We start from the raw sequence: 22599 nt of genomic DNA on the forward strand, positions 1-22599 counted from the left end.
GAGGGCGGGACAGCCGCGTACGCATACCGGCTACCAGCTGGGCGGGCTGACGATGCTGCGGGCCAGGACGTCGTCGAGGATTCGAGCTGTGGTGTCCACGTCGAGCTGCGAGTTGTCGATGATCGGCAGGCCCGAGCCGTACCACCCCGCCATCTTGCCGTGGATCATGGCGACCTCCTCGTCCGCCAGCCGGCGATTGCCGCTGCGCGCCGCGTTGCGCTCGAGGACGATCTCCAGGCCGGGCAGCAGCACGACCGGCAGCAGCCCCGGACCGACGTGCCGCTTCCAGCCGCCGAGACCGACGACGGGGCGGTCCGGGAAGACGGCGTCGTCGACTATGCAGGAGATCCCGTTGGCCAGGAAGTTGCGGGCGGCGAAGCCGCAGGTACGGCGGGCGAGGCGGTACTGCGCCTCGGAGTGGTCGTTCCACCCGGACTGCGGGTCGGCGAAACCGGACCGGACCCATTCCCGGACGTCATCGAGGCTGATGTGCGCGGTCGGCACCCGGCGGGTGCCTGCCCAATGGCGGGCGACCGTGGTCTTCCCGGCGCCCGCCGGCCCTATGAGCAGCACGGCGACCGTCATGTGCGAGGGGTCGGACACGGCGCTGGCGACACCCGCGTCCGGTACGGAAACCGGGTCACCGGGCGGGAGTTGGATGTGCCCGGTGGTCTCGACGGGGGGCGGGGCCGACGGGTGCCGCGGCGCCGGTCCCGTCCACCCCGGCGCCGGTGGCCGGCCCGGCGGCAGCGGGTAGCCCGGGTGAGGCTGCGCTTCCGGAGGAGGCGGCGCGGGATGCGCCTGATCCGGCGGGGCGGGGGGCCAGCCGGATCCGGCCGGCTGGTGCGGTCCCTGGGGCGGTGGCAGCGGAGCTCCCACTGCGTCGTGCATCCGCTGGTTCTCCGTCTCGTGCAGATAACTGGCGCGTGATCGCCCGGCCCTGAAGCCCGGTCGATCACCGAACGGTACTCCCCCCGGCTACCGCTGGGAGGGGGTACTCCCCCAGCGGTAGCCGGGGGAGTACCCCCACCCCCGACGGCCGCCCCTGTGAACGGCCGGGGCCGACCGGGAAGTGCCCGGGGCGCCAAGGCTTGCCCGGTCGGCGGGCCGGAGGCCATGGGTGTGCGGGAGCTGGGTCGGAGCAGGCCGGGGAAGGTCAGCCGGACAGTTCCTCGGCCAGCGCCCGCAGCGCGAGCCGGTACGAGCCGATGCCGAAGCCCGCGACCGTACCGGACGCCACCGCCGCGACGACGGAGGTGTGCCGGAACTCCTCCCGTGCGTACGGATTCGAGATGTGCACCTCGATCAGGGGCGCGGTGCGCTGCGCGGCCGCGTCCCGCATCGCGTACGAGTAGTGCGTGAAGGCACCGGGGTTGAGGACGACCGGAATGGATCCGTCCGCAGCCTCGTGCAGCCAACGGATCAGCTCGGCCTCGTCGTTGGTCTCCCGCACCTCGACCTCGAAGCCCAGCTCCTTGCCGAGCCGGGCGCACTCCTCGACCAGCCCGGCGTAGGAGGTCGCCCCGTAGACGTCGGGCTCGCGGGACCCCAGCCGGCCCAGGTTCGGACCGTTCAGGACGAGGACCCGTCGCCCCCCGCCTTTCGGTGTCACTGCGAGACCTCCGCGTATGCGGCCGCCAGCACGGCCGGGTCCGGCCCCTCCAGGACCGTCGGCTTTCCGAGACCGTCGAGGACGATGAAGCGCAGCAGGTCGCCGCGGGACTTCTTGTCGACCTTCATGGTCTCGAGCAGCTTGGGCCACTGGTCGCCGCGGTACGCCAGCGGCAGCCCGACCGACTCCAGTACGGTGCGGTGCCGGTCGGCGGTCGCGTCGTCGAGCCGCCCGGCGAGGCGGCCGAGTTCGGCGGCGAACACCATACCGATGGAGACGGCCGCGCCGTGCCGCCAGTTGTAGCGCTCGTTCTTCTCGATCGCGTGGGCGAGAGTGTGCCCGTAGTTGAGGATCTCCCGCAGGCCGGACTCCTTGAGGTCGGAGGAGACCACTTCCGCCTTGACCCGGATGGACCGCTCGATCAGCTCGGCGGTGTGCGGCCCCCCGGGCGTACGGGCGGCCGCCGGATCCTCCTCGATCAGATCGAGGATGACGGGGTCGGAGATGAACCCCGCCTTGATGATCTCGGCGAGCCCGCTGATGTAGTCGTTGGGGGGCAGCGAGTCGAGGCTGGCGAGATCGCACAGCACACCCGTCGGCGGGTGGAAGGCGCCGACGAGATTCTTGCCCTCGGCGGTGTTGATGCCGGTCTTGCCGCCCACGGCCGCGTCCACCATGCCCAGCACCGTCGTCGGCACCGCGATCCAGCGCACCCCGCGCAGCCACGTCGCCGCCACGAAGCCCGCAAGATCGGTGGTGGCGCCGCCACCGACACCGACGATCACATCGGTGCGGGTGAACCCGCTGCGGCCGAGCGCCTTCCAGCAGTACGCGGCGACCTCGACGGTCTTGGACTCCTCCGCGTTGGGCAGTTGGACGGCGATGGCCTCGTAGCCCTGCCCGGCCAGGTCCTCGCGCAGCGCCTCACCGGTGGCCGCCAGCGCCTCGGGGTGCAGCACGGCGACGCGCTTGACCCCGCGGCCGATGAGGCCGGGGAGCTCGCCGAGGAGCTGACGCCCGATCAGCACCTCGTACGGGTCCGTGCCCGCGGTGCCGCCGACCTGGATCCGGGTGGGGGGCTCGATCTCGCTCATGCGTTCTTCTCCTGGCTGGGGGTCCGGGGGCCGGCCCCCGTGAGATGCCGCAACTCCAAAGCGTCGAGGACCTCTTCGGCGACATCCTCGGGTGTACGGTCGTCCGTGCTGACGACGGCGCGGGCTACTTCCGTGTACAGCGGGCGGCGCTCCTCCATCAGCTCGCGCCAGCGCTGCCGCGGATTGATGGCGAGCAGCGGGCGGGGCGCGTTGAGCCCGACACGCTTGACGGCCTCGCTCACGCCCACGTCGAGGAAGACGACCGGCAGCCCGGCGAGCAGCGCCCGGCTGCCCGCGTCCAGGATGGCGCCACCGCCCAGCGCGAGGACGCCCGGGTGCTCGATCACCGCGTCCCGTACGGCCTGGCGCTCCAGCTCGCGGAAGTGCGCCTCGCCCTCGTCGATGAAGATTTCCGCGATGGCCCGGCCCGCCGTCCGCTCGACGTCGGCGTCGGTGTCCCGGTAGCCGAGGCCCAGCCGCTCGGCGAGGATCTGCCCGACGGTCGACTTGCCGACGCCCATGGGCCCGACGAGTACGAGGACGGGCCCGCTCACCGGATCGCCAGGTTGTCGAGGAAGCCCTGCACATTGCGGCGGGTCTCGGGAACCGAGTCGCCGCCGAACTTCTCGGCCACCGCGTCGGCCAGCACCAGCGCGACCATCGCCTCGGCGACGATCCCCGCGGCCGGCACGGCGCAGACGTCGGAGCGCTGGTGGTGCGCCTGGGTGGCCTCACCGGTGGCGACGTCGACGGTGGCCAGCGCCCGGGGCACAGTCGCGATCGGCTTCATCGCGGCTCGTACGCGCAGCAGTTCGCCCGTGGTCAGCCCGCCCTCGGTGCCGCCGGAGCGGCCGGTGGTCCGCCGGATTCCCTCATCGGTACCCACGATCTCGTCGTGGGCCTGGGAGCCGGGGACACGGGCCAGACCGAAGCCGTCGCCGACCTCGACGCCCTTGATGGCCTGGATGCCCATCAGCGCGCCGGCCAGCCGGGCGTCCAGGCGCCGGTCCCAGTGCACATGCGAGCCCAGTCCCACGGGCACGCCGTACGCGAGTACCTCGACGACGCCGCCGAGGGTGTCGCCGTCCTTGTGGGCCTGGTCGATCTCGGCGACCATCGCCTTGCTCGCGGCCTCGTCCAGACAGCGCACCGGGTCGGCGTCGAGCTTCTCCACATCGGAAGGCTCGGGCAGCACGCCGTACGGGGCCTTGGCCGCGGCCAGCTCCACGACATGGCTGACGATCTCGATCCCGGCGGTCTCCTTGAGGTAGGAGCGGGCGACCGTGCCGAGGGCGACGCGAGCCGCGGTCTCGCGCGCGGAGGCGCGCTCCAGGATCGGACGGGCCTCGTCGAAGCCGTACTTCTGCATCCCGGCGAGGTCGGCGTGGCCCGGGCGGGGCCGCGTCAGCGGGGCGTTACGAGCGAGCTCGGCGAGTTCGGCGGGGTCGACCGGGTCGGCCGCCATGACCTGCTCCCACTTGGGCCACTCGGTGTTGCCCACCATGATCGCGACGGGGCTGCCGAGGGTGAGACCGTGGCGTACACCGCCTATGAAGGTCACCTCGTCGCGCTCGAACTTCATCCGGGCGCCGCGGCCATAGCCCAGCCGCCGCCGGGCGAGCGCGTCCGCGACCATATCGGTGGTGATCGGCACGCCGGCCGGGAGGCCCTCCAGCGTCGCGACGAGTGCGGGGCCGTGGGACTCCCCCGCGGTCAGCCAGCGCAACCTGCTCAACGGTGCTCCTCTGCTCGCGCTCAGGTCTACGGCGCGGCCCGGTGCGCGGCCCTGGCCCGCCACCTCCGATCCTCCCACGTCCGTGCCCGGCTCCCGGACGCCGGTCCACCAGACGGACGGCTCGGCGGGAACGGCTCGGGTCGGACGCGAGGGTTCCGCCGGTCGGACGCGGGGACGGCGGGGGTCGGACGCGAGGGCTCCGCCAGTCGGATGCGGGGACGCCGGGGGTCGGACGCGAGGGCTCCACCAGTCGGAGTGCAGGAACGTCGCGGGTCGGAGGGCTCCGCCGGTCGGTCGCGGGTCGGACAGCGGGCCCGTCCGCTCACGCGGTCAGGGCCTGCTCACCCGCCTCGCGCATGGCCGCCAGCGGCGCCGGGGCGCGGCCGGTCATCCGTTCGACCTGGAGGACGGCCTGGTGGACGAGGAGGTCGAGGCCGCCGACGACCGTGCCGCCCCGTGCGCTCCAGGCGGTGGCCAGCGGGGTCGGCCACGGCTCGTACAGCACGTCGAACAGCGTGCCGGGGCGGTCGGGGACGGCGGCGGCGAGGGCGTCGGTGGTTCCGGCGGGCGTGGTGGCGATCACCAGCGGCGCGGTGAAGGCCCGCTCCGCGTCCGCCCAGTCCGCGGTACGTACGTCCACTGCGAGCCGCTCGCCCCACTTCCGCATCTCAGCGGCGCGGGCTTCGCTGCGGACGTACGCGGTGACCTCGCCGGTGCAGATCCGGGAGAGCGCGGCGAGGGCGGAGGAGGCCGTGGCCCCGGCGCCGAGGACGGCCGCGCGCTCGATCTTCTCCACGCCTCGCTCGCCGAGGGCGGCGAGCATGCCGGGGATATCGGTGTTGTCGCCGGTGCGACGGCCGTCGCCGGTGAAGACCACCGTGTTGACGGCCTCGACGGAGGCGGCGGTCTCACTGATCTCGTCGAGCAGCGGGATCACCGCCCGCTTGAGCGGCATGGTCAGGGACAGCCCGGCCCACTCGGAGACGTCGAGCCGCGTCATGAAGCCCGGGAGGCCGGCCTCGTCGACCTCGAAGCGGTCGTACGTCCAGCCGGTGAGCCCGAGCTCGGCGTACGCGGCACGGTGCAGTACCGGGGAGAGCGAGTGGGCGATGGGCGAGCCGAGGACCGCGGCGCGCCGTCCACCCGTTCGGCGGTCAGCCATTGCCCGCTTCGGCCTCCTTCTGCTTGCGCCGGTTCTCGTTGAACTCCTCGACGAGCCGGTTGTGATCGGCCAGCGTCACCGCGAACTTCGTGTTCTCGCCGTCGACCGCGACGAAGTAGTACCAGTCGCCGGACTGCGGGGCCTGCGCCGCGGTCACGGCCTCGGTGCCCGGGTTGCCGATGGGACCGGGCGGCACGCCCTTGTAGAAGTAGGTGTTGTACGGGTCGTCGAATGTGCGCAGCTCGGCCGGGTCCAGATCGATCTTGCTCTGGCCCTTCAGGTAGTTGTACGTCGAGTCGAACTCGAGTCGTCCGTTCGTCTCCGTGTTGCCCGGCTTCAGACGGTTGTAGACGACGCGCGCCATTTTGCGGAAATCGTCGTCGGTCTTGCCCTCGGCCTGGACGAGGCTGGCCACCGTGATGACCTCCAGCGGGGACTTGAGACCGAGTTTCTCGGCCTGGCCCTCCAGGTCGTGCCGCGCGTACTCCTTCTTGGCGCGGGAGACCATCTGCCGCAGGACGTCCTCGGGTTCGGCACCCTTGGCCGCGCTGTACCGCGAGGGAAAGAGGAAACCTTCCAACGGGTCCTTGATCTTCGGGTCGTTGTCGGCCCATTTCGGCAGCCCGAGGTTCTTCGCCTCCGAGGCGGCGACCTTCTTGGTGGCCCCGGACTTGAGCCCGAGCTTCTTGTCGATGGCCTCGTAGACCTGGGGAGCCCGTGAACCCTCCGCGATGATGAGGGCGTTCAGACTCGCCGGGTCGGTCATCGCCTTGACGGCTTCCTCGCCGGACATCGCCTTGCGGAGGATGTAGACGCCGGGCTGGATGTTGTTGCCCTTCGGGTTCTGATCCTGGGCCTCGACGAAGGCGCCGACGCTCTTCACGACACCCGCGTTCAACAGGATGTTGCCCATCTGGTTGCCCGTGGCGCCGTCCGGGATCTCGACCTCGACCTCGCCGCTCCCCAGGCCCGAGAAGTCCGGCGCCGGGCCGAAGTGCTCCTGCCAGAAGGTATAGCCGAAGTAGCCGACGCCACCGACCGCGCCCACCAGGATCAGGCCCGCGACCAGGCACGCCGTCCCGCTGCGGCGCTTGGGCTTGTCGCGCCGCTCATGGTCGTCGCCGTTGCCGTACCCCGCGGCGCCCGGCTCGTCGTCGTCATCATCGTCCCTGGGCCGGGATCGGTCCCGGCGTCCGCCGCGCCCCCGCTGGGGCTCCGGGGCGTCCGCGAAGAAGGGATGATCCTCCGCTTCGGGCTCCGATTCCCACTCCGGGGACTCCTGAGGGTCCTGCTGGTACCGCTGCGACTCCGCGTAGGGCTGTTGTCCCTGCCGGCCCTGCCCCTGCCCGCCCTGGTACGGCTGCTCGCCGTGGCCCGGCTCCGCGTACTGCTGCTGACGGCGCCCGCCGGGCGGCTGCGGCGGCGGATAGGCGTCCGGGGTGCCGTAGAGGTCCGGGCGCTCGCCGCCGTACGGACCGGGGGGCTGCTGGCCATACGGGTCGCCGGGGCCGCCGTACGCCATTTCGCCCGTCTGCGACGGGTCCCAGCCGTACTGATGCTGCCGTTGCTGCTGGCCGTACTGCTGCTGAGGGTGCTGCGGGCGCTGCTGGCCGTACTGCTGCTGGTCGGGGTGGCCGGCGCCGTACTGCCCGGCGTTGCCGTCCCACTGCTGCTGAGGGTAGAGCTGCTGCTGACCGCCGTATGAGTCCGGGCCGCCGTTCGCGGGCTGCTGCCCGTCCCATCCCTGGTCCCCGTAGAGGGGGTCATCGGGATGCCAGGGTTCGGAGCCTCGGCCCCGGCCATACTCGCTCATCCATCCCCTTGCACCACGAGACGGCTCCCGGTGCGCGTTGTGGCGCAGGCGTCCGGTCCGTCTCGTACACCGCGCGGCGGAATTCGATATTCGAACGCGCCGCGTCGCGCGGAACGTTACCGTATCGCGATCAGATGACCACTTCGACGCCCTCGCCCGGAGCTTTACCGGACGCCCGTTCGGACTCCAGGGCATTCTGCAGGATGACCACGGCCGCGGCCTGGTCGACGACCTTGCGTCCCTTCTTGGAGCTGACGCCCGACGCGCGCAGGCTCTGGGCCGCGGTGACCGTGCTCATCCGCTCGTCCACCAGACGCACCGGCACCGGCGCGATCCGCTGCGCCAGCTCCTGCGCGAAGCCCCTGACCTTGGCCGCGGCCGGTCCTTCCCCGCCGCTGAGCGAGCGGGGCAGACCGACCACGACCTCGATCGGCTCGTACTCCTCGACGATCTTCCCGAGCCGCCGCTGGGCCGCCGGGACGTCGCGCCCCGGCACCGTCTCGACCGGGGTGGCGAGGACCCCGTCGGGGTCGCACGAGGCGACCCCGATCCGGGCGTCCCCGACGTCGACGGCGATCCGCCGGCCTCGTCGCATGGCCTGAGTCTCGGTCACGTCAGTCGCCTGTCGCTTCCATACACGTCGCTCCGGCCGGTCACGCCTTCTCTGAGACCAGGCGCTCGACAGCGGCCACGGCCTCGCCGATGGCGGCCGGGTTCTGACCGCCGCCCTGGGCGACGTCGTCCTTGCCTCCGCCCCCTCCGCCGAGGGTCTTCGCGGCGGCCCGGACGAGCTCACCGGCCTTGATGCCGCGACCGCGCGCGGCCTCGTTGGTGGCGATCACGGTCAGCGGGCGGCCATGGGCCACGGTGAAGAGGGCGACCACGGCCGGGCGCCCGTCCTGCCCGGGCAGCTGACCGAGCCGGCCGCGCACATCGAGGACGAGCTTGCGCAGATCGTCGGCGCCGGTGCCGTCGGGCACCTGACCGCTGGCCACCGCCACACCCCGTACGTCCTTCGCCCCCTCGGCGAGACCGGCGGCGGCCTGGAGGACCTTCTCGGCGCGGAACCTCTCGATCTCCTTCTCGGCGTCCTTGAGCTTGGCGAGCATCCCGGAGATCTTCTCCGGCAGCTCCTCGGGACGGCCCTTCACCAGATCGGTGAGCTGGGAGACGACCGTGTGCTCGCGGGCCAGGAAGGAGTACGCGTCGACGCCGACCAGGGCCTCCACCCGGCGCACGCCGGAGCCGATCGAGGACTCGCCGAGCAGCTTCACCAGACCGAGCTGGGCGGTGTTGTGCACATGGGTGCCGCCGCACAGCTCCTTGGAGAAGTCGCCGATGGTGACGACGCGGACGCGCTCACCGTACTTCTCACCGAACTCGGCGATGGCGCCCTGTTTCTTGGCCTCGCTCATGCTCATCACCTCGGCGGTGACGTCGAGTTCACGGGCCAGCACCTCGTTGATCTTCTGCTCGACGTCGGTGAGGACCGTGCCGGGCACGGCGGCCGGCGAGCCGAAGTCGAAGCGGAAGCGCCCGGGGGCGTTCTCGGAACCGGCCTGGGCGGCCGTCGGGCCGAGGGCGTCCCGTAGCGCCTGGTGCGTGAGGTGGGTGGCGCTGTGGGCGCGGGCGATGGATCGGCGGCGGGCGATGTCGATCTGGGCGTGGGCGCCGGAGCCGACCGTGACCTCGCCGACCTGTACGACGCCCTTGTGCACGCTGACGCCGGGCACCGGCTGCTGGACGTCGCGGATCTCGACCACGGCGCCGGTGTCGATCCTGATCCGGCCGGTGTCGGCCTGCTGGCCGCCGCCCTCGGCGTAGAACGGGGTGCGGTCGAGGACCACCTCGACCTCGTCGCCCTCCTGGGCGGCCGGTGACGGCACCCCGTCCACCAGCAGACCGACCACCGTGGACTCGCCCTCGGTGTCGGTGTAGCCGGTGAAGACCGTGGAGCCGGAGGTGTCGGCGACCTCGCGGTACGCGGACAGGTCGGCGTGGCCCTGCTTCTTGGACTTGGCGTCGGCCTTGGCCCGCTCCCGCTGCTCCTTCATCAGCCGGCGGAAGCCCTCCTGGTCCACGAGAAGGCCCTGTTCCGCGGCCATCTCGAGGGTGAGGTCGATCGGGAAGCCCCAGGTGTCGTGGAGCAGGAACGCCTTGTCGCCGGAGAGGACCGTGCCACCGGCGCTCTTGGTGTCGGTGACGGCGCTGTCCAGGATGTTGGTGCCGGTCCTGAGGGTCTTGAGGAAGGCGGCCTCCTCGCCGAGCGCGACGGTCTCGATGCGCTTGCGGTCCTCGATGAGCTCCGGGTACTGCTCGCCCATGGTCTTGATGACCACGTCGACGAGCTCCCCGACGACCGGCTCGGTGGCGCCCAGCAGCCGCATGTTGCGGATGGCGCGGCGCATGATGCGGCGCAGGACGTAGCCGCGGCCCTCGTTGCCGGGGGTGACACCGTCGCCGATGAGCATCACGGAGGTGCGGATGTGGTCGGCGACGACGCGCAGGGACACGTCCGAGGTGTGGTCGGCGCCGTAGCGGACACCGGTGAGCTCGGTGGCCTTGTCCATGACCACGCGCAGGGTGTCGGTCTCGTACATGTTCTGCACGCCCTGCAGGATCATCGCGAGGCGTTCGAGGCCGAGCCCGGTGTCGATGTTCTTGCTGGGCAGCTCGCCGAGGATCGGAAAGTCCTCCTTGCCCCCGCCCTCGCCCCGGACGTACTGCATGAAGACCAGGTTCCAGATCTCCACGTAGCGCTCGTCGTTGACGGCCGGGCCGCCCTCTTCACCGAATTCCGGGCCGCGGTCGTAGTTGATCTCGGAGCAGGGGCCGCAGGGGCCGGGAACGCCCATGGACCAGTAGTTCGGGCCCATGCCCAGACGCTGGATCCGCTCGGCGGGCACCCCGATGACCTGGCGCCAGATCCGCTCGGCCTCGTCGTCCTGCTCGTAGACGGTGATCCAGAGCTTCTCCGGATCCAGGCCGTAACCACCGTCCGCCACGGAGCCGGTCAGCAGCTCCCAGGCGTAGGTGATGGCACCCTCTTTGAAGTAGTCGCCGAAGGAGAAGTTGCCGCACATCTGGAAGAACGTGCCGTGCCGGGTGGTCCTGCCGACCTCTTCGATGTCGGGCGTACGCACGCACTTCTGCACACTGGTGGCGCGCGGGAAGGGCGGCTTGACCTCACCGAGGAAGTACGGCTTGAAGGGGACCATGCCCGCCGGGACCAGCAGCAGCGTCGGGTCGTCCGCGATGAGCGACGCCGACGGCACGACGGTGTGCCCCCGCTCCTCGAAGAAGCGCAGCCAGCGGCGACGGATTTCAGCCGACTCCATCAGTGGTCCTCATTCCGGTTGTACGGGTGCTTCTCGCCCAGCGCCGCCGGTCGGCGCGGCGCGGGCAGTTCCGGGTGGTCCTCCTGGGCCTCGATACCCAGGGCGTCGTTGAGTTCGACCTCGCGCTGCGCCATGCCGGCCCGGACGTCCAGGGCGAACTCCTTGAGCCGGTGGCCCGCCTCGACGGCCTTGTCGGCGGCCTGCGCGGCGAGGCTCTCCGGGGTGAGCTGCCGGAGCTTGCGGTTGACCTTGGTGGTGGCCCACACGCCGGCGGCTGCGCCCGCGGTGAACCAGAACGTACGGCGGAACATCGGTGGATCAGGCCTTTCCGCCGCGGAAGCGCCGGCCACCTCGCCGGGCCGACGGCACTGTGCGTCCTACGATCACGGTACGTCGGGGCGCCGACGGCTGCGCATCCTTCCGGCCGAGGGCACGGCGCACTCCGTAGCCGAACGCGGCGACCTTGACCAGCGGTCCGCCGAAGGTGCTGGCGACGGTCGAGGAGAGCGCCGACGCGTTGGAGGTGACCTCCTGGACGTCGGTCGCGATCGCGTCGACCCGCTCGAGCTGGCTCTGCGCGGACCGTACGGTCCGGGACGCCTCGCCGAGCAGCGGGACCGCCTGTTCCGAGACGTCCGCCACGAGCTTGGTCGTCTCCTTGAGCACCTGGGCGAGCCTCACCAGCACCACGGCGAGGAACGACACCAGGATGGCCCAGAAGACGGCCACGAGGATCCCGGCCACCTCTCCACCGGACACGATGCACCGCTCCCTGTAGACGTATCGGTCGCCGCCGGTCACGGGCGGTCGGTCTCCGAGAGCGGGCGGCAGATGTCGACCCTATCGCGCCGGGGCCCCGCCCCCGTACCGGATTAGGCGGTGGCGGCGCGGCCGGCGAACGGCGCGATTGTACGGTCCGCACTCGTGCGAGTACGCTCCGTGTTCCATGCGACGCTCCATGCGCCCCGGCACCGTCCCGCACGGCGACCACGAAGTCCCTCCCCCGGGCAATCTGCCCACGGAGCTGAACCGGTTCGTGGGGCGGAGGGCCGAACTCGCCGAGCTGGGACGGCAGCTGGACCGTTCCCGGCTGGTCACCGTGACCGGAGTCGGCGGCGTCGGCAAGTCACGTTTCGCACTGCGCGCCGCACATCAGGCGCAGGAACGCTTCTTCGATGGCGTCTGGCTGGTCGAACTGGCCACGCTGCGCGATCCCGATCTGCTGGAGCATGCGTTCGCCGAGGCACTGGCGCTGGCCGACCGCGCCGGCCGCGCGCGGCGCGCCGCTCTCGCCGAGCAGCTCGCCGACCGCCAACTCCTGTTGGTCCTGGACGGCTTCGAGCATGTCGTGGAGGAGTGCGCCGGCCTCGTCCGTGAACTCCTGTGCCGGGGGCCGGGGCTGCGGGTGCTGGCTGCCGGACGGCGGCCGCTGCGGGTGCCCGGGGAGCAGGCCTTCCCGCTGCCGCCGCTGCCCGCCCCCGCTCCGGCCCGCGCTCCCCAGTCCCCGCCCCCGCGCGCCGGGGACTCCGCGGTGCTCTTCGCCGACCGGGCCGCCGCCGTCCTTCCCGGCTTCGCGGTCAACGAGTCCAACTGCTGGGAGGTGGCGGAGCTCTGCCACCGGCTCGAGGGGATCCCGCTCGCGCTGGAACTGGCGGCGGGGCGGCTCCCGGCACTCTCCCTGGAGCAGCTGCTGCACCGGCTCGACGACCGCTTCAGGCTGCTCACCGGCGGCAACCGCGGCACGCTGCCCCGCCACCGGACGCTGCGCACGGCCATCGGCTGGAGCCATGAGCTGTGCACCCCGCAGGAGCGGCTGCTGTGGGCCAGACTGTCGGTGTTCGCGGGCCAATTCGACCTCGAGGCCGCGGAGTACGTCTGCTCCGGACCGGATCTGCCCGCGGACGATCTGCTGGATGTCGTCGCCGAGCTGGTCTCGCAGTCCTTGCTGGTCCGGGAGGAGACCCCGGCCGGGCCGCCGTCGGCCGAGGGCGGGCAGGGACGGACCGTCCGCTACCGGATGCTGGAGACCGTACGGGCCTACGGCGCGTGCTGGCTCGACGCGACGGGTGACACCGCACGTATGCGCCGCCGCCACCGCGACTGGTACATGGGGCTGGCCACCTGGTGCGAGCTGGACTGGTTCAGCCCGCGGCAGTCCGAAGTGGCGGCGCGCATCGACGCCGAGCTGAGCAACATCCGGTGCGCGCTGGAGTTCAGCCTGGAGCGCGGCGAGGACGCGCACACCGGCCAGTACCTCGCGGGCACCCTGTGGTTCTACTGGGTGGGCTGTGGCCGGCTGGCCGAGGGCCGCCACTGGCTCGACCGGGTGCTGGAGCTGGAGAACCGGCACGCCGAGTCACGGCTGAAGGCACTGTGGGTGGCGGGCTATGTAGCGCTCCTGCAGGGCGACACGGCCGGCGCGGTCGCGGCGCTCCAGGAGTGCAGCGAGGAGGCGGAGCGGACCGGCAACCCGCTCGCCGCCGCGTACGCGCTGCACCGCACCGGCTGCCTCGCCCTGGTCTCCGACGACATGCCACGGGCCGAGGAGCTGCTCCGCTCGGCGCTCGGCCAGTACCGGGAGATCGGCGAGCTGAACAGCAACGTCCTGATGGGACAGGTCGAACTGGCCATGGTGGTGGCCTTCCGCGGCGATCCGGCGGGCGCGATCGAGCTGTGCGAGGAGGTCAGGAGCGTCTGCGAGGAGCACGGCGAGCGCTGGACGCTGGCCTACGCGCTGTACGTACTGGGCTACGCGGCCTGGTCCCGGGGCGAGGCGGCCGAGGCCCGGAAGCTGCTGGAGGAGTGCCTGGCCATCGACCGCGGCTTCCACGACCCCGTGGGCTCGGTGCTCGCCCTCGAACTGCTGGCGCTGATCACCGCGGGTGAGGGCGACGCGGAGGAGGCCGCGGTGCTACAAGGGGCCGCCGGGCGCCTCTGGCCGTCGGCCGGGCCACGGCTGTTCGGCTCGCAGCACTTCAACGCACCGCGTCTGCAGTGCGAGCGGCAGGCGCGGGAGGCGCTGGGGGCGGAGCGGTACGAGGAGTGCCTGCGCGCCGGCGCCCGGCTGGATCTGGAGGCTGCGGCGGCGCGGGCGCTGCGCGGCACCACCGGGCAGACGGCACAGGTGCCCGCGCCGCGCGGCGAGCCGCAGGCCGCACTGCCGCCTTCCACGCACGAGCCCGCCGGCTCCCCCTCCGCGAGCGGCGGGGAAACGGCGGGCTGAGTGGTGCGTGCGTACGGCGTCCGGATCAGCGGGCGTAGTACTCGACGACCATCTGCTCGTCGCAGATCACCGGGATCTCCTTGCGGTTCGGCTCCCGGTCGAGGCGGAAGGCGAGCGCCTTCAGGTTGACCTGCAGGTAGCGCGGGGTCTCGCCGTCGGTGTCGTATCCGCCCTCACGCGCGACCTGGAAGGGGTGCTTCTCCCGGCTGCGCTCGCGGACCATCACCACGTCGTCCGGGCTGACCCGGAAGGACGGCTTGTCGACCTTGCGGCCGTTGACCTCGATGTGGCCGTGCACCACCATCTGGCGGGCCTGGTAGATCGTGCGGGCGATACCCGACCGCAGGACGAGCGCGTCCAGACGGCGCTCAAGCTCGATGATGAGGGCTTCGCCCGTCTTGCTGCTGACCTTCCGAGCGCGGTCATAGGCACGGGCCATCTGGCGCTCACTGATGTCGTACTGAGCGCGCAGACGCTGCTTCTCCAGCAGACGGACCTTGTAGTCACTGGTCTGCTTGCGGCCACGGCCGTGCTCGCCGGGCGGGTACGGACGGGCCTCGAAGTACTTGACTGCCTTCGGCGTCAGCGCGATGCCGAGAGCACGCGACTTCTTGACCTTGGGACGCGACTGGTTCACGTGGAACGAACCTCCGTGTAAGTTAGGTGAGCCTTACCTTAGCGGAGGAGAACGCATGTTTCGACCTGGGAGCCCCCTGCCGAGCACCGGCCGCGCCGCGGAATCGGCGACGGACGGCGCACAGGCGGGTCAGCCGCGCCCCTTGGAAGACGTCCGGCAACCGTCGGCTGCCGAGCGTGTACGTACCCTCGTGGAGTCGAACGCCTCGGCCGCACTGAGCATTCCGGGTGCGGACCTGGACGAACTGGGCGCCGGAGCGCCCGCGGCACGCACCGTCACACCGGACGGAGACGTACTGCTGCTGGTGCCTGGGGACTCCACCGCGGCTCGCGCCGCGGCCCACGCACAGGACGATGATCTGACGGCGGTGATCGAGATCACCGACGTCGCACCGGTCGCCGTACCCCATCGTATCCGGGGCCGCGGGTGGCTCGCCGGGTGGCTCACCCCTCTGCGCAACGAGGAGCGCGCGGCGGGTGCGATGCTGCTCGCGGAGCGCCATCCGGTAGGGGCTCTGCTCGGCACGGAGACGGGCCGCGGAGAGGGAGTGGACGAGGCCCTCGGGCCCGACGCCGCGCCCGGCGCGTACGGACGCCCTGCCTGGATGCTGCTGCGGCTGGAGGTCGGCGAGGGCGCCGTGGACGACCTCTGGGGCGCGGAGTCCGTCGAGCCGGACGACTTCGCCGCGGCGGAGGCCGATCCGCTGGTGCAGCACGAGGCCGAGCTCCTCCAGCATCTCGCCGCCGCCCACGGCGACCAGGTGCGCGGACTGTGCGGGCTGCTCGGTGACCGTGCCGTCGACGCGTGCGGGCGGCGGGACCGGGCCGTGCCGGTGGCGCTGGACCGCTTCGGCCTGCGGGTGCGGTTCACCCGGGAGTCCCGTTCCCCGGGGGATCGCGGCGCGGATTCCGTCGGGGGGTCCTTCGACGCCCGCTTCGACTTTCCGGAGCCGGTGCGGGACGTCACGGAACTCCAGCGTGCGATGCATGTGCTCTTCGAGGCGGCGCTGCACAGCGACTGACCGCGAGCTGGGCGGGGAGCTGGAGCGGGGGATTCAGGGCGATTCGGCCGGTGCCTCGCCGCTGCGCGGGCCCGCGGCGGACGTGGCAGCCCCATCGGGCCCTGGCGTGTCCTGCCCTGGTGCGTCCGGCCGGGCCTGGTCCGCCGGCCGAGGGGTTTCGCCGCGCAGGCGCCCCCGCACCCGCTGCACCACGTCCGCGTAACGAGCCTCCGCGCCGTAGCGCGTCGGTTCGTAGTAGCGCTTGCCGTGCACCGCGTCCGGGGCGTACTGCTGCGCCGCGATACCGCCCGGGACGTCGTGCGGATACGCATAGCCCTGGGCGTGCCCGAGCTTCTTCGCGCCCTTGTAGTGGCCGTCGCGCAGATGCGGCGGTACGGGGCCCGCGGAGCCCGCCCGTACGTCCGCCAGCGCGGCGCCGATCGCCGTGGTGGCGGAATTCGACTTGGGTGCCAGAGCGAGCGCGATGGTGGCGTGGCTGAGGGTGAGGGCCGCCTCGGGAAAGCCGATCAGCGCGACCGCCTGAGCCGCGGCGACCGCGGTCGGCAGCGCGGTCGGGTCGGCGAGGCCGATGTCCTCGCTCGCCGAGATCATCAGCCGCCGGGCGATGAACCGGGGATCCTCGCCCGCATCGATCATGCGGGCGAGATAGTGCAGTGCCGCGTCGACGTCGGAGCCCCGGATCGACTTGATGAGCGCGCTCGCCACGTCGTAGTGCTGGTCGCCGTCGCGGTCGTACGCCACCGCGGCCCGGTCGACGGTCTCCTCCAGAGTCTGGAGGGTGATCTCGGCCTCGCCTTTCGCCATGGCCGCACCGGCCCCGGCCTCCAGCGCGGTCAGCGCTCTGCGGGCGTCACCGCCGGCGATCCGCAGCAGATGGGCCTCGGCGTCCCCGGGAAGCGTGACGGCGCCGCCCAGACCCCGCTCCTCGGTGAGCGCCCGGTGCACCAGGCCCCGCAGATCCTCGTCGGTCAGCGACTCCAGTGTCAGCAGCAGCGACCGGGACAGCAGCGGGGAGATGATCGAGAAGTACGGGTTCTCGGTGGTCGCAGCGATCAGGGTGACCCAGCGGTTCTCCACGGCCGGGAGCAGCGAGTCCTGCTGGGCCTTGCTGAAACGGTGGATCTCGTCGAGGAAGAGCACGGTCTCCTTGCCGTACCCACCGGATGCGCGGCGCGCGCCGTCGATGACGGCCCGGACCTCCTTCACTCCGGCCGTGATTGCCGAGAGCTCCACGAAGCGCTTGTTGGTGGCCTGGCTGACGACGTAGGCGAGGGTCGTCTTACCGGTGCCGGGCGGGCCCCAGAGGATCACCGAGGACGGGCCCGCGGGCCCTCCGCTCCCCTCGCCGACGAGCCGGCGAAGTGGCGAGCCGGGCCGGAGCAGATGCTGCTGGCCGACGACTTCGTCGAGCGTGCGCGGGCGCATCCGTACGGCCAGCGGGCTGCTGGACGGATCCTTCAGCCGGCGGTCCTCTTCGGCTGCGGTGAACAGGTCGGGTTCCACGCCGGGAAGCCTATGTCACCCCACTGACAACGCCGTCGGGCACCGGATCAGGCCGGGATCGGGCCGGATCAGGAGGGTGTGCCGCCGGTCCAGAACCACCACCACTTGGTGAGGATCAGCATGCCGATGACGCCGATCCACAGCACCGGGGGAACCCAGTGGAACTCCATCAGCGCCCTGCGCAGCCCCTCCGGCGCCGGGAGGAACCGGTGCTTGAGGTTGTGCACGGTGACGTAGCAGAACATCACGATGGTGGCGATCCAGGCGAGCGAGCACCACAGGCAGAGCGAACCGATCACGTAGAGCGACTGGTACTGCAGCCAGGCGCAGAACCCGACGCCGAAGAGCGTGCCCGCGTTCAGCCCCAGCCAGAACCAGCGCCGGTAGCGGGCACCGGCGAGGAGCCCCATGCCGATGGCGATCACCATGCCGTACGTGACCAGGCCGAGCATCGGGTTGGGGAACCCGAAGGCCGAGGCCTGGTCGCTCTCCATGATGTTGCCGCAGGAGACGATCGGGTTGAGGCTGCAGCCGGGAGTGAAGCTCTTGCCCTCGACCTTGGCCTCGAGGAGCTTGAACTTGTCGATCGTGATGACCCAGGCGGCCAGCAGTCCCGCGGCGCCGGTGATCACCAGCAGCCAGGCGAATCCCCGGCCGCTGCCGACCGCGTCGCGGCCGCGCTGCTCCCGGTCTTCCCCGTCGGTGGACACGTCCTCAACCACTGTCGTCGCCATATCGCGCTTCCGTCGCTCCCGAAGAATTGCGTCGTGCCGGACAGCCACATTGTGCCCCAGGGACGGCGGTCACCGGAGCTCCTCCACCGGACGAGGGACCATGGTCGGCCATCCTCGTCCGGTAGCTGTTCGAGCAGCGTAAGGGTGCGCGGTCAAGCGAGCCGCTCCCGCAGTTCGGCAACGATCGCCTCGAGCGCGACCGGCGTCTGCTCCCCGCTCTCCAGGTCCTTGAGCTGGACGACGCCGTCGGCGAGATCCCGCTCACCCGCCACCACGGCGTACCGCGCACCCGACCGGTTCGCGGACTTCATCGCGTTCTTCAGGCCCTTGCCGCCGAACGCGAAGTCCGTGGCGAACCCGGCCCGCCGCAGCTCGGTCACGGCGGCGAACAGCACGCGGCGCGCCTCCTCGCCGAGCGGGACCGCGAACACCTGGGTGGCCGCGGGCAGTTCGAGCTCGACGCCCTCCGCCCTGAGCGCCAGGACCGTACGGTCCACGCCGAGCGCCCAGCCGACCGACGGCAGCTCGGGTCCGCCGATCATCTCGGACAGGCCGTCGTACCGGCCGCCGCCGCCGACCGCGGACTGCGAACCGAGCCCGTCGTGGACGAACTCGAAGGTGGTCCGGGTGTAGTAGTCCAGGCCCCGCACCAGCCTGGGGTCGTTCTCGAACTCGACGCCCGCCGCGGTCAGCAGCTCCCGCACCTGCTCGTGGTAGGCCTTGCAGGCCTCGCACAGGTGGTCGCGCATCATCGGCGCGTCGGCGAGCTGCTTCTGCACCGCGTCCCGCTTGTCGTCCAGCACGCGGAGCGGGTTGATCTCGACCCGCCGCCGGGTGTCCTCGTCGAGGTCGAGAGCGCGCAGGAAGTCCTGGAGCGCGGCCCGGTAGACGGGACGGCACTCCTTGTCGCCGAGAGAGTTGAGCAGCAGCCGGAAGTCACGCAGCCCCAGGGACCGGTACGCGTCCACGGCCAGGATGATCAGCTCGGCGTCGAGCGCCGGGTCCTCGGCCCCGATGGCCTCGGCGCCGACCTGCGAGAAGTGCCGGTAACGCCCGGCCTGCGGCCGCTCGTAGCGGTAGTACGAGCCCGAGTACCAGAGCTTGACCGGCAGATTGCCGAGCCGGTGCAGATTGTTCTCCAGCGCGGCGCGCAGCACGGATGCGGTGCCCTCGGGACGCAGCGCCAGCTCGTCGCCGCCCTTGGTGGTGAGGGTGTACATCTCCTTGGTGACGATGTCGGTGGACTCACCGACACCGCGGGAGAACAGCTCGACGCTCTCGAAGCCGGGGGTCTCGACGTAGCCGTATCCGGCGCGCTTGAGCGGTCCGGAGAGGGCCTCGCGCACCGCCAGGAAGGTCGCGGATTCCGGCGGGATCAGGTCGTACGTGCCCTTGGGGGCGGAGAAGGTGCTCACGGGAAGGGTCTCGTCACATTCCTCGTCGCGGAGCGGCGCTGTCGGCAGCGCCGTGTCCTTGCCGGATGCCGGCCACCTCCCGCAGATACGGGTTGGTGGCACGCTCGCGTCCGATGGTCGTCTGGGGGCCGTGGCCGGACAGCACCACGGTCGGATCCTCGAGCGGCAGGCACACACGCGCCAGCGATTCGAGCATCTCGTCCTGGTCACCGCCCGGCAGGTCGGTGCGTCCGATGGAGCCGGCGAACAGCAGGTCACCCGAGAAGAAGACCGGCGGGATGTCACCGGCCTCGGGCATCCGGAAGGTCACCGACCCCTTGGTATGGCCCGGAGCGTGCGCGACGCCGAACTCCAGCCCGGCGAGCTCGAGCTGAGCGCCGTCGGTCAGGGTCCGGACGTCGTCCGGCTCCCCCACGGCCAGCTCGCCCAGCAGCGGCATCCCGATGGAGCGGCCGAGTGCCTTCTCGGGGTCGCTCATCATGTAGCGGTCCTCGGGGTGGATCCAGGCCGGTACGTCATGTGCGCCGCAGACCGGGACAACCGAGGCGACATGGTCGATGTGGCCATGGGTGAGGACGACGGCCACCGGCTTGAGCCGGTGCTTCCGCAGTGCCTCTTCGACTCCTTGAGTGGCCTGGTGGCCCGGGTCGATGATCACGCACTCCTCGCCCGCGGCGGGGGCGACCAGATAACAGTTGGTCCCCCAGGCCCCGGCGGGGAACCCGGCAATGAGCACGATCGTCCTTAAGTGTTGTCGTCCGGCGCGAGAAATCAGAGCAGTTCAGAGCCTACCGGCGCCGGTCCCGGCACAGCGAACCCGTATACGGTACGGCTCAAGTTCTGAGCGGACAGCAGACGAGACGGCACACAAGGAGACGACCCGGTGGCCACGAAGGACCAGCGGCGGCGGCAGCTCGCCCGGGAGAAGTACGAGCGGCAGCAACAGCGGCGTGCCCAGCAGCGCAGCAGGACACGGCGTCGCAACGCGGTACTGGCGGTGGGCCTGGCCGTCGTGCTCGCGGCCGGAGCCGCGGCGTACGCGACAGCCGGTCTGGGCCAGGGCGACAAGGACAGCGGCGACAGCGCCGCCGCCCCGAGCCCGTCCCCCACCAGCAAGGCCCCGGACCCCTGCGGCAAACCTGCCAAGGGCTCCCCCGGCACGCGGCAGTGGAAGAAGGAGCCGGCCCTCTCCATCGACACCTCCGCGACGTACAGCATGAAGCTGCAGACCACCTGCGGCGACATCGACATCGCCATGGACGCCGCGAAGGCCCCGCACACGGTCAATTCCTTCAACTTCCTGGCGGGAAAGGGCTTCTTCGACCACACCAAGTGTCACCGGCTGACCACGGGCGGCATCTTCGTGCTGCAGTGCGGTGACCCCAAGGGAACCGGCCAGGGCGGCCCCGGCTACACGATCCCCGACGAGAACCTGAAGGACACCGGACTCAAGGGCAATGTCTATCCGGCGGGCACGGTCGCCATGGCGAACCAGTACAGCGCCCAGACCGGCAAGGGCCGGGACAGTGGCGGCAGCCAGTTCTTCCTGGTCTACAAGGACAGTCAGTTGCCGCCGGACTACACTCCGTTCGGGACGATCGCCGGAGGCAAGGACGTACTGAAGAAGATCGCCGATGCGGGCGCGGCCCCGCCGGACGCGACACAGAACACCGCGCCCAACGCCACGGTCGTGATCGACAAGGCCGTCGTCCGCAAGTCCTGACACGCGCGGAGGCGGAATTTCGGTCGCTGGATGCGGACAGCCGACCCGCCGTTCGCCTATGTTGGCGTTGTGTAGGGCGCCTGCTCCGACGGCTGCCGCCCTGTCGCAGGATCGAGGAACGAAGCAGCACGTCGGACCGGTCCGGGCGCGGCCCGGCCGGAAGAAACTGTGGACGATGCCGGTGGGCCGCGCGCCCGCCCGAGCATCATGTGGAGGAGGCGCTGTGAGCAGCGACCCGTGGGGCCGCGTCGACGAGGCGGGGACCGTGTACGTGCGTACGGCCGAGGGCGAGAAAGTCGTCGGTTCGTGGCAGGCGGGGTCTCCCGAGGAGGCCCTCGCCTACTTCGAGCGCAAGTACGACGGGCTGGTCGTCGAGATCGGCCTCCTCGAGCGTCGGGTGCGGACCACCGACCTGTCCGCGAAGGACGCGACAACCGCCATCGAGCATCTGCGCCAGCAGGTCGACGAGCACCACGCCGTCGGTGACCTCGACGCGTTGCGGCAGCGGCTCGGCAAGCTGACCGGCGAGGTCGAGGCGCGCCGCGAGGAGCGCAAGGCAGCCAAGGCGAAACAGTCCGACGAGGCCCGCCATGCCAAGGAGGCGCTGGTCCTCGAGGCCGAGGAGCTGGCCGCCAGCGAGCAGTGGCGGGTGGCGGGAGAGCGGCTGCGTGCCCTGGTCGACACCTGGAAGGGCCTGCCGCGGCTGGACCGCAAGACGGACGACGAGCTCTGGCACCGCTTCTCGCACGCCCGGTCGGCGTTCTCCAAGCGCCGCAAAGCGCACTTCGCTGCCCTCGACGCCCAGCGCGAGGAGGCCCGCAAGGCCAAGGAGAAGCTCGTCGCGGAGGCCGAGGCTCTGTCCGGCTCCACGGACTGGGGGCCGACGGCCGCCCGGTACCGCGAGCTGATGTCGGACTGGAAGGCCGCCGGCCGTGCCCAGCGCGAAGCCGAGGACGATCTGTGGAACCGTTTCCGCGGTGCTCAGGACGTGTTCTTCCAGGCGCGTGGCGAGGTGTTCGCCGAGCGCGACAGCGAGCAGCGGGAGAATCTGGCCCGCAAGGAGGAGCTGGCGGTCGAGGCCGAGAAGCTGCTCCCCGTCACGGACCTCAAGGCGGCCCGCGCCGCATTCCGTTCGATCAATGAGCGGTGGGAGGCCATCGGCCATGTACCGCGGGACGCCCGCCCGAAGATCGAGGGGCGGATGCACGCGGTCGAGCGCGCCCTCCAGGAGGCCGAGGAGTCGGACTGGCGGCGTACGAACCCGGAAGCGCGGGCCCGAGCCGCGGGTCTGACCGGCCAGTTGCAGGCGGCTGTCGACAAACTGCGCACGCAGGTGGACCAGGCCCGTGCGGCGGGCAACAACGCCAAGGCCGACAAGCTGGCGAAGGAACTCGAGGGCCGGCAGGCGCTGCTGGACCAGGCGCTCAAGGGCCTGGAGGAGTTCAGCTGAGGCCTCGCCACGCTCTCAACTGCCGCTGATGTGAGCCGGGGCCCCGGCGGGGTGGGAGCCGGGGGGGGCGCGCACCGCTAGGGACGTCAAACAAAAGAAAAACCAGAACAGAAAAAAAAAAAAGATTTTGGGGTGGTGG

General features: G+C 71.3%; 20 protein-coding genes. 4 read left to right on the forward strand and 16 right to left on the reverse strand.

Translation table 11 applies throughout. The annotated features are described in order from the left end of the window. Window positions 1-30: 30 nt before the first annotated feature. The 11 genes from ABZW18_RS20675 to ABZW18_RS20725 form a co-directional block, all read right to left on the reverse strand. Window positions 31-891, reverse strand: coding sequence for a Pro-rich N-terminal domain-containing protein (locus ABZW18_RS20675; protein ID WP_356189356.1), 861 nt, complete (start codon window positions 889-891; stop codon window positions 31-33). Window positions 892-1156: 265 nt separating this feature from the next. Continuing rightward, the gene (gene aroQ / locus ABZW18_RS20680; RefSeq protein WP_356189358.1) at window positions 1157-1612 is read right to left on the reverse strand and encodes a type II 3-dehydroquinate dehydratase; all 456 of its coding nucleotides are present in this window, start codon (window positions 1610-1612) and stop codon (window positions 1157-1159) included. Then, window positions 1609-2706, reverse strand: a complete 1098-nt coding sequence (aroB, locus tag ABZW18_RS20685; RefSeq protein ID WP_356189360.1) for a 3-dehydroquinate synthase — start codon at window positions 2704-2706, stop codon at window positions 1609-1611. Before aroB ends, aroQ begins: the two co-directional genes overlap by 4 nt. After that, window positions 2703-3260, reverse strand: coding sequence for a shikimate kinase (locus tag ABZW18_RS20690; protein ID WP_356189362.1), 558 nt, complete (start codon window positions 3258-3260; stop codon window positions 2703-2705). Before ABZW18_RS20690 ends, aroB begins: the two co-directional genes overlap by 4 nt. Further along, entirely contained in the window at window positions 3257-4441 is a 1185-nt protein-coding gene (aroC, locus tag ABZW18_RS20695; protein ID WP_356189364.1) for a chorismate synthase, read from the reverse strand. The genes ABZW18_RS20690 and aroC overlap by 4 nt, the downstream gene beginning before the upstream one ends. Before the next feature lie 322 nt (window positions 4442-4763). Beyond that, on the reverse strand, window positions 4764-5603 hold the full coding sequence (locus ABZW18_RS20700) for a shikimate dehydrogenase (protein WP_356189366.1): 840 nt from the start codon (window positions 5601-5603) through the stop codon (window positions 4764-4766). Next, window positions 5596-7416 (reverse strand): endolytic transglycosylase MltG, encoded by a 1821-nt coding sequence (gene mltG, locus ABZW18_RS20705; RefSeq protein ID WP_356189368.1) that lies wholly within the window; start codon window positions 7414-7416, stop codon window positions 5596-5598. The genes ABZW18_RS20700 and mltG overlap by 8 nt, the downstream gene beginning before the upstream one ends. 130 nt (window positions 7417-7546) lie before the next feature. Further along, on the reverse strand, window positions 7547-8011 hold the full coding sequence (gene ruvX, locus ABZW18_RS20710; protein WP_356189370.1) for a Holliday junction resolvase RuvX: 465 nt from the start codon (window positions 8009-8011) through the stop codon (window positions 7547-7549). A 58-nt stretch (window positions 8012-8069) separates the two neighbouring features. Further along, window positions 8070-10754 carry an alanine--tRNA ligase gene (gene alaS / locus ABZW18_RS20715; protein ID WP_356189372.1) on the reverse strand — a complete coding sequence of 895 codons (2685 nt, stop codon included), beginning with the start codon at window positions 10752-10754 and terminating at the stop codon, window positions 8070-8072. Next, window positions 10754-11065 carry a DUF6167 family protein gene (locus ABZW18_RS20720; RefSeq protein WP_356189374.1) on the reverse strand — a complete coding sequence of 104 codons (312 nt, stop codon included), beginning with the start codon at window positions 11063-11065 and terminating at the stop codon, window positions 10754-10756. Before ABZW18_RS20720 ends, alaS begins: the two co-directional genes overlap by 1 nt. A 7-nt stretch (window positions 11066-11072) precedes the next feature. After that, window positions 11073-11513 carry a DUF948 domain-containing protein gene (locus ABZW18_RS20725; protein WP_356189376.1) on the reverse strand — a complete coding sequence of 147 codons (441 nt, stop codon included), beginning with the start codon at window positions 11511-11513 and terminating at the stop codon, window positions 11073-11075. A gap of 187 nt (window positions 11514-11700) precedes the next feature. On the opposite strand from ABZW18_RS20725, the gene ABZW18_RS20730 reads away from it, so the two are divergent. Further along, entirely contained in the window at window positions 11701-13977 is a 2277-nt protein-coding gene (locus tag ABZW18_RS20730) for a tetratricopeptide repeat protein (protein ID WP_356189378.1), read from the forward strand. Window positions 13978-14002: 25 nt separating this feature from the next. Here the strand turns inward: ABZW18_RS20730 and rpsD are convergent, their stop codons facing one another. Then, a complete protein-coding gene (rpsD, locus tag ABZW18_RS20735; RefSeq protein ID WP_356189380.1) occupies window positions 14003-14614 on the reverse strand; it encodes a 30S ribosomal protein S4 in 612 nt (203 codons plus the stop codon). Between the two features lie 55 nt (window positions 14615-14669). On the opposite strand from rpsD, the gene ABZW18_RS20740 reads away from it, so the two are divergent. Next, window positions 14670-15635: a DUF2470 domain-containing protein gene (locus ABZW18_RS20740; RefSeq protein ID WP_356189382.1), complete on the forward strand. Its 966-nt coding sequence runs from the start codon at window positions 14670-14672 to the stop codon at window positions 15633-15635. Window positions 15636-15668: 33 nt separating this feature from the next. Here ABZW18_RS20740 and ABZW18_RS20745 read toward each other — a convergent pair whose 3' ends face one another. The 4 genes from ABZW18_RS20745 to ABZW18_RS20760 all read right to left on the reverse strand — a co-directional run bounded on the left by ABZW18_RS20745 (window position 15669) and on the right by ABZW18_RS20760 (window position 20023). Further along, the gene (locus ABZW18_RS20745; RefSeq protein ID WP_356189384.1) at window positions 15669-17138 is read right to left on the reverse strand and encodes a replication-associated recombination protein A; all 1470 of its coding nucleotides are present in this window, start codon (window positions 17136-17138) and stop codon (window positions 15669-15671) included. Window positions 17139-17206: 68 nt separating this feature from the next. Beyond that, entirely contained in the window at window positions 17207-17872 is a 666-nt protein-coding gene (locus tag ABZW18_RS20750) for a vitamin K epoxide reductase family protein (protein ID WP_356189386.1), read from the reverse strand. 152 nt (window positions 17873-18024) lie between these two features. Continuing rightward, window positions 18025-19287 (reverse strand): histidine--tRNA ligase, encoded by a 1263-nt coding sequence (gene hisS, locus ABZW18_RS20755; protein ID WP_356189388.1) that lies wholly within the window; start codon window positions 19285-19287, stop codon window positions 18025-18027. A 13-nt stretch (window positions 19288-19300) separates the two neighbouring features. After that, the gene (locus tag ABZW18_RS20760; protein WP_356189390.1) at window positions 19301-20023 is read right to left on the reverse strand and encodes an MBL fold metallo-hydrolase; all 723 of its coding nucleotides are present in this window, start codon (window positions 20021-20023) and stop codon (window positions 19301-19303) included. Between the two features lie 147 nt (window positions 20024-20170). Between ABZW18_RS20760 and ABZW18_RS20765 the strand changes: the two genes are divergently transcribed. Both ABZW18_RS20765 and ABZW18_RS20770 read left to right on the forward strand, forming a co-directional pair. Beyond that, window positions 20171-21010, forward strand: a complete 840-nt coding sequence (locus ABZW18_RS20765) for a peptidylprolyl isomerase (protein WP_356189392.1) — start codon at window positions 20171-20173, stop codon at window positions 21008-21010. 223 nt (window positions 21011-21233) lie between these two features. After that, window positions 21234-22460, forward strand: coding sequence for a DUF349 domain-containing protein (locus tag ABZW18_RS20770; RefSeq protein ID WP_356189393.1), 1227 nt, complete (start codon window positions 21234-21236; stop codon window positions 22458-22460). Window positions 22461-22599: the final 139 nt, after the last annotated feature.

The organism is Streptomyces sp. NPDC004647, from assembly GCF_040609575.1.
Lineage (GTDB): Bacteria > Actinomycetota > Actinomycetes > Streptomycetales > Streptomycetaceae > Streptomyces.